Annotated in this window: 7 protein-coding genes and 1 pseudogene; 3 read left to right on the top strand and 5 right to left on the bottom strand. The window is 61.5% G+C overall.

Annotated features, from left to right (window positions below; translation table 11 throughout):
- Positions 1 to 124: 124 nt before the first annotated feature.
- Positions 125 to 262: pseudogene (locus L9Z73_RS23030) on the top strand (acetyl-CoA carboxylase biotin carboxyl carrier protein subunit); the annotation flags it as partial.
- Here L9Z73_RS23030 and L9Z73_RS23025 read toward each other — a convergent pair.
- The gene (locus L9Z73_RS23025) at positions 259 to 894 is read right to left on the bottom strand and encodes a LexA family protein (RefSeq protein ID WP_247405911.1); all 636 of its coding nucleotides are present in this window, start codon (positions 892 to 894) and stop codon (positions 259 to 261) included. The pseudogene L9Z73_RS23030 and the gene L9Z73_RS23025 overlap by 4 nt on opposite strands.
- Positions 895 to 1,023: 129 nt before the next feature.
- Between L9Z73_RS23025 and L9Z73_RS23020 the strand changes: the two genes are divergently transcribed.
- Complete coding sequence (locus L9Z73_RS23020) at positions 1,024 to 1,374, top strand: DUF6124 family protein (RefSeq protein WP_247405908.1); 351 nt, start codon at positions 1,024 to 1,026, stop codon at positions 1,372 to 1,374.
- 465 nt (positions 1,375 to 1,839) lie between these two features.
- Complete coding sequence (locus tag L9Z73_RS23015; protein WP_247405905.1) at positions 1,840 to 2,991, top strand: M14 family metallopeptidase; 1,152 nt, start codon at positions 1,840 to 1,842, stop codon at positions 2,989 to 2,991.
- Positions 2,992 to 3,031: 40 nt separating this feature from the next.
- Here the strand turns inward: L9Z73_RS23015 and L9Z73_RS23010 are convergent, their stop codons facing one another.
- The 4 genes from L9Z73_RS23010 to L9Z73_RS22995 form a co-directional block, all read right to left on the bottom strand.
- Positions 3,032 to 3,571, bottom strand: a complete 540-nt coding sequence (locus tag L9Z73_RS23010; protein WP_247405901.1) for a cytochrome b — start codon at positions 3,569 to 3,571, stop codon at positions 3,032 to 3,034.
- The gene (locus L9Z73_RS23005; protein ID WP_247405898.1) at positions 3,568 to 4,650 is read right to left on the bottom strand and encodes a catalase family peroxidase; all 1,083 of its coding nucleotides are present in this window, start codon (positions 4,648 to 4,650) and stop codon (positions 3,568 to 3,570) included. Before L9Z73_RS23005 ends, L9Z73_RS23010 begins: the two co-directional genes overlap by 4 nt.
- 120 nt (positions 4,651 to 4,770) lie before the next feature.
- A complete protein-coding gene (locus L9Z73_RS23000) occupies positions 4,771 to 5,535 on the bottom strand; it encodes an enoyl-CoA hydratase-related protein (RefSeq protein WP_247405895.1) in 765 nt (254 codons plus the stop codon).
- Positions 5,536 to 5,578: 43 nt separating this feature from the next.
- A partial coding sequence (locus L9Z73_RS22995) for a hypothetical protein (RefSeq protein ID WP_247405893.1) occupies positions 5,579 to 6,540 on the bottom strand: 962 nt, incomplete at its 5' end.

Raw genomic sequence — 6,540 nt, 5'->3', positions numbered from 1 at the left:
CCTTGAGTAAGCTGCCCAGCGGTACGCCGGTCCAGTCAGCGACGACTTCGGCCACACTGCGCGCATCGACGTCGAGGGACAGAAGTGGCTGGTTGCCCTGGGCGTTGCTCAGTTGTTGTTGCAATTGGTGGTGCTGGAAGCGATGAAGATGGAGCACAGCATCCGCGCGCCCCAGGCCGGCGTGGTCAAGGCATTGTTCTGCCAGGAAGGCGAAATGGTTGCCGAAGGTTGCGCGCTGGTGGAGCTTGAAACAGCGGACTAGAACTTCGCCGAGGCCTGCACGACGACGCCAAGGATGCGGCAATCGTCGCTGAACAGCCGCTTGGGGTAAGTCGGATTGAGCGGCACCAGGTACAGCTGGCCGCTCTCTTCGCGCAATTGGCGGAAGGTCGCCTGCGTGCTGTGCGCACACTGCGCGACCACCAGCTTGCCGGGTTCGGCGTCGATGGCCGGGTCCACCAGGATGATCATGCCGTCACCGATGCTCAGGCCACTGGGCGCGGTCATGGCATCGCCGACCACGGGCAGCCAGTAAGCCTCGCCCTGGGCGTGATAATCCGTCAGTTCGAAGCGTGCCGCGCCGTAGGCCGGGCGCTCTTCGCGAAGTTCGCACACACCTTTCCAGTCACTGACCGGGTAGCGAAAATACGGATTGTAATGTTGTAGCCCGGCCGGCTGTGCATCGGTCTTCTGGCGAATATCCAGCGCAACTTCCAGGTCGCCTAGCCCCAGTTCCTCCAGCACCCGGTTCATGTCCGCCAGGCTTGGCACCCGGCGCTTGTTCAGCCAATGCCCCACACCGCCCTGGGACATGCCCAGGCGTTCGGCCAGTTCATCCTGCGTGACCTTGCGGTCTTTCATGTTGGCCCTGACCAACGCTATCCAGTTATCCATGGGGCCTGACAATACGTTGCGTATTTTTCAGGGCAATAAACAGTTTGTAGTAATCCATAAAACGACATAAATACGATACGTACTATTATCGGGCATCAGCGTTTCGACACCCTACCCGAGTACCGACCTATGACGACAAGCCCCTATCGCCTGCCCGGCGAACCCGAATCCCATGAACTGCTCGACATGCGCAGCAGCGGCGCCGCTCAACGTGCGCTGGACTATTATTTGAAAGAAGATATGTGCGACTCAGCCCCGAATGACGCCTTCTTCAGCATCAAGCCCGGCATCAGCCCGGAGGAAGCTCTGGTGCATGCTTCGGACCTGTTGCGCAGCGCGGCCGCCACGGCCTACGAATCGGCGAGCAGCCATCAAGGCAACCAGCGGGACCTGGCATTTTCAGTGGTGTATTTGATTGATATGGCGAAGGCGATGGTGGAGCGATCGTTGCAGGCGCCGCAGGCTCAGGACAATCCATGAGCCACGCGAAAGAAAAATATTTCTATCCCTCGGATAAAAACATTTGACTTGCAAATGATAATGATTATTATTGGACCCAGCTGATCGCGAGATCAGTCGATAGACCAAGGGACCTTAGGTCGGACTCTTGGAATATCTCCTCATCAGGCTAATCACGGTTTTTGACCCGGCTCTTTGGCCGGGTCTTTTTTTTGCCAGTTTTCCTGGCATGGCTTCAGGCTAATGAAGACTGTGTGTTGCTTGATGGCGCCGATGATAGCAAAAGACCATCGTCGAAAGAAAGCCGGGCGACCGCTCTAGCTCAGATCTTTGCGAAATAGCGCTTGAGAATCAATCTCATAGACCCTAAGCTGCAGCGGCGTCAAGGATGACGCCCCCCTCCTCTCGCAACAATTTTGCATCCGGATTTTGCCCAACCTCTGTGTAAGATAACCGCCACAACACTCATACTCAGGCAACCAGACTATGACCGTGGCCTTGACCTCCATCAAGATAAGCACCGACTTCGACAGCGGCAACATCCAAGTCCTGGATGCCAGCGATGCCTATCACTTGTTGCTGGCAATCAAACCCGATACCCGCAGTCACCATTTCCAATGGTTCCACTTCAAGGCCGAAGGCATGCATGTGGGCCACACCCACACCTTCCGCCTGAGCAACGCCGGGCAATCGTCCTATAAACACGCCTGGAGCGGCTATAACGCCGTGGCGTCGTATGACCATGTCACTTGGTTCCGGGTGCCTACGCGCTTCGACGGCGAAACCCTGCACATCAGCCTCGAAACCCGCGAGAAGCATGCCTGGTTTGCCTACTTCGAACCCTACAGCCGCGAGCGCCACGACGGGCTCATCGACCAGGCGCTGAACCACGCGGGCACCCAGTTGCTGGCCACCGGTAAAAGTGTCGAAGGCCGCGATATCCAATTGTTGCGCCGTGGCAAAGGTGGCGTAGGTCGGCGCAAGGTGTGGATCATCGCCCAGCAGCATCCCGGCGAGCACATGGCCGAATGGTTTATGGAAGGCATCATCGAACGCCTGCAGCAGGACGGTGACGCCGAGCTGAAAAAGCTGTTGGCCGTCGCCGACCTGTACCTGGTGCCGAACATGAACCCCGACGGCGCCTTCCACGGCCACCTGCGCACCAACGCCATGGGCCAGGACCTCAATCGCGCCTGGCAGAACGCCAGCCAGGAGATCAGCCCGGAGGTGTTGTTCGTCCAGGAGCACATGGAAAAGTATGGCGTCGACCTGTTCCTCGATATCCACGGTGACGAGGAAATCCCCTACGTATTCGCCGCCGCTTGCGAAGGCAACCCCAGCTACACCCCGCGCATCGAAGGCCTGGAAAAACACTTCCGCAGCCACCTGAGCGCCTTGACCCGTGACTTCCAGACTACCCACGGCTACACCCGCGACCTACCGGGCGAAGCCAATATGACCCTGGCCTGCAATGCCGTCGGGGAGAAATACGACTGCCTGTCGCTGACCCTGGAGATGCCCTTCAAGGACAACGACGACGCGCCCAACCCGCACACCGGCTGGTCGGGCAAACGGTCGATGCAGTTGGGCAAGGATGTGTTGAGCAGCGTGGCCGATATCGTCAGCCTGTTGCGCTGAATGCGGCGAGCGTACTCGCCACAACCATCGAGCGCGGGCCTCAGTCCTGGGGGCCCGTCATGCTCCGCAGCACGCCGTCACGGCGAATCAACCCATGGAACAGCGCCGCCGCCAGGTGCAACAGCACCGTGAGAAACAGCACGTAGGCAAGATAACCATGGGCCTTGCGCAGCACCGCGAACAACGGCGCGTTGGCCGCCACCAACGCCGGCAGTTGCACCGAACGGCTGAGCATCACCGGGTCGCCCGCCGCCGAAATCATCGCCCAACCGAGCAGCGGCAACACCAGCATCAACGCATATAGCACCAGATGGGACGCCTTGGCCGCCAAGGCTTGCCACAGCGGCAAGTCGGCGGGCAACGGCGGTTGGCGCGTAGAAAAACGCACCACCAAGCGCACGATCACCAACGCCAGGATCGCGATGCCCAGCGGCTTGTGCAGGTGAATCAACCATTCATGGCGTTCGGAAACCGACGCTGCCAGGCCCGCGCCGATAAACAGCATGGCGATGATCATCAGCGCCATCAGCCAGTGCAGCAAGCGCGCCAGCGGGGCGAAAAACCGTGGTTGGGCATTCATGGCTTCGACTCCTGAGGGCTGCGGTGCAACGGGCTGACTTCTGCGGCGCGACGCAGGTAAGAACTGGCGTAGGCGGCCGAACGCGCGACCAGCAACGGGTCATTCGAGGCTTCGATGCCGCTCGGCAGAATCAGCGGATCGAAGTTGATGTCGCGGCAATCGCCGTCTGCTTGCGCTTGGCTGCTTTGCAGCACCAGGGTGCCGGCGTTCAGCACGGTGTGCTCGCCGACCCAGGGTTTGCTTGCATCGTCGAGCGGGTCGCCGGGGTTGGCCAGGGTCAGGTTCAACTGCCAACGCAGCGGTCCTGAAGCCAGGCGTTGCACCAGATCTTTTTCCAGGAAATCACTGCCGGCTGGCGCGGTATCGCCCGCAGCATCCAGGCTCTGCGGGACAACCCCCCAGCGCACGGCCTGGCGCGTGCCATCGACGCCCACCAGGTAAAACGCATGGATACCGTTATAGGTTTCAGTCGCATAGCTGGCGGATGGCTTGGCCGTCTTGACCCACGCCAGGAACGGCGCGGCCTCGGGATGGGCCGCAAAGAACGCTGGCATATTCGCCGGGTTCGGCTTGCCGGTGGCCGGGTCGGGCGCGCCGGCCTTGAGCATTTGGTAGAACGCCTCGGGGGTGCCCACCGGGAATACCGGCATGCTGTTCATCCCCGTGCGCCACTGCTGGCCGTTGGCCTGGCTGAATTGCACGGCAAAACTGCGGATGGGCACGCTGCTGTCCGGCGCGTAGGGATTACCGCTGGGCAAGGCAAAACGGCCGATCAGCGGGGTCTTGGCCGCGTTGAATACCTGAGCACTCGAATAGGCTCGCGCTTCGCTGCTGCTCTCGAAATACCCGGCGACACACACACCCTTGGCGTGGTTGCGGCGGAACCCCGGGTGTACGCCGTTATTGGTTTCCAGGGCATTGACCAGGGTTTTGGGCTGCAGGCGTTGTGGGTCGAAGGTGCCGTTGACGTAGGCAAACGCCCCGGCGACAACCGCCACCACGCCACCGATACACGCCAGCCTGAGCACCAGGCTGGCCATACCGAGTGGCGGACGGGGCGGTGATGAGTGATCTACCATGAAAGCTCCAGGGCACGTGGCCAGGGGGGAATTGAGCTATGAGACGAATCCCATGTAGGTTTATTCCCCCTCCGCTGTAGTTTTTTTCAGAGTAGCCCCAGCGCCGGGTCCTGCGCCCTCCTAGACCTGATTAAACACGGCCGCTCGCTTGTCGAGAAACGCCCGCATGCCCTCCTGCTGATCAGGCGTGGCGAACAGGCTGTGGAACAGCCGGCGTTCCAGCCGCACGCCCTCGTGCAAGCCGAGCTGCAGGGATTGCTCGACCGCTTCACGCGCCGCCCGCGTGGCCAGTCGAGAAAAACCGGCGATTTGCGCGGCCACCGCCAGCGTCTGCTCTAGCAAGGTTGCCGCCGGATAGACACGCGACACCAGCCCGGCCTGTTCAGCCTCCTGAGCGCTCATCGGCCGCCCGGTAAGCACCAGGTCCATGGTCTTGGCCTTGCCGATCAAGCCCGCCAGACGCTGGGTCGCCCCCATGCCCGGCATCACGCCGAGCTTGATCTCCGGCTGGGCAAAGGTGGCGGTATCGGCGGCGAAAATCATGTCGCACATCAGCGCCAGCTCACAGCCGCCACCGAAGGCGTAACCGTTGACGGCGGCAATGGTCGGCGTGCGCAGGCGGCTAAACGCCTCCCAGCCGACGAAGTAATCCTCGTTGAGCATGTCCAGATAGGACTTGCCACTCATCTCCTTGATATCGGCTCCGGCGGCGAAATACTCCGCTGCGCCGGTGATGACAAAACACCCGACCTCGGGGTCTTGGTCGAGGGCCTCCAGACAGGAAACCAGCTGCGTCATCAACGCCGAGTTCAGCGCATTCTTGACATGGGGACGGTTGAGCCTGGCCAGGACCACCCGGCCATGACGCTCGATCACTACATTCATAGGCACCTCCAGTGATTGATATCGTTGAATGAACACGCGCTTTTCAGGAATCCCAGATCGCGCCATAGGCGGGTATTCCCCGGGCTTCCAGTTCTTGCACCACCTGTCGCGTCAGACGCTGGTTGGCGATACAGATCACAGCCTCCGCGCCAAAGGCTTGCACCGCGCCGTAGGCCAACTGCACCAGGTCAGGTTTGCCGCGCGCATCGGTGTCCCAGATCAACGCGCCGGGCTGGGCGCGCAGGATCTCGTCGACCCATTCGTCGCCGTAGGTCTTTCTCGGGCTGCGGGTCGACCAGATCAGCTGGATCGGCAGCCGCGCCGCGAGTAAATGCGGCATGACCGGACCGATCCCGCTGCCGGTAGCGACGTACACCACCGACTTGAACAGGGTTTCCACATTGGCCACGCCGGCAGTGGTGATGCCCTTGACCCATACATGGCTCGGCAAGTCCTCGATAAACCGCCCCGTCCAATCCCCGGCGCGGGAGATGGTCAGCCGAAACCCGGCCTGGCCCGGCGTGGGGATGTTGGCAAAGGAGTGCCACTCCAGCAGCGGATGCCGGCTGATCGCGGTCGACGAACCGGCGAAAGGCGTGGTGTGGGTAAAACGCGTAATCACCGCATGCCCGGAAGGCCGCGTGTGTTCAACGGCAACCTTGCGCAGCCGCAGCCAGGGCAGCGCGATGCTCAGCGTCAACAGCACCAGCATCCAGAACGCGCCACTGTGCAACAGGCTCGCAAAGCTATCGACGGACGCCTGCAACGTCAGCCCCCAAAACAACAGCAACGCGCCCCACCCCGCAAACCGATGAACCCGCTCGAAGCCATTGTGAAATCGCCCCCGAATGCGCGGTTGAGCCATGACCACCATCAACAGCAACACGCCGAGCAACATAGCCCCGAGCCACAACCCGGCGAGCGAAACGCTGCCCGGCTGCTGCAGATAGCCCGTGGCCCGCACACCGACCCACCCCGCGAACCAACCCGTGGCCGCCAGGGCCG

Source organism: Pseudomonas emilianonis (assembly GCF_023072625.1).
Lineage (GTDB): Bacteria > Pseudomonadota > Gammaproteobacteria > Pseudomonadales > Pseudomonadaceae > Aquipseudomonas > Aquipseudomonas paraveronii.
This window is presented reverse-complemented; position numbering and strand designations above follow the sequence as displayed.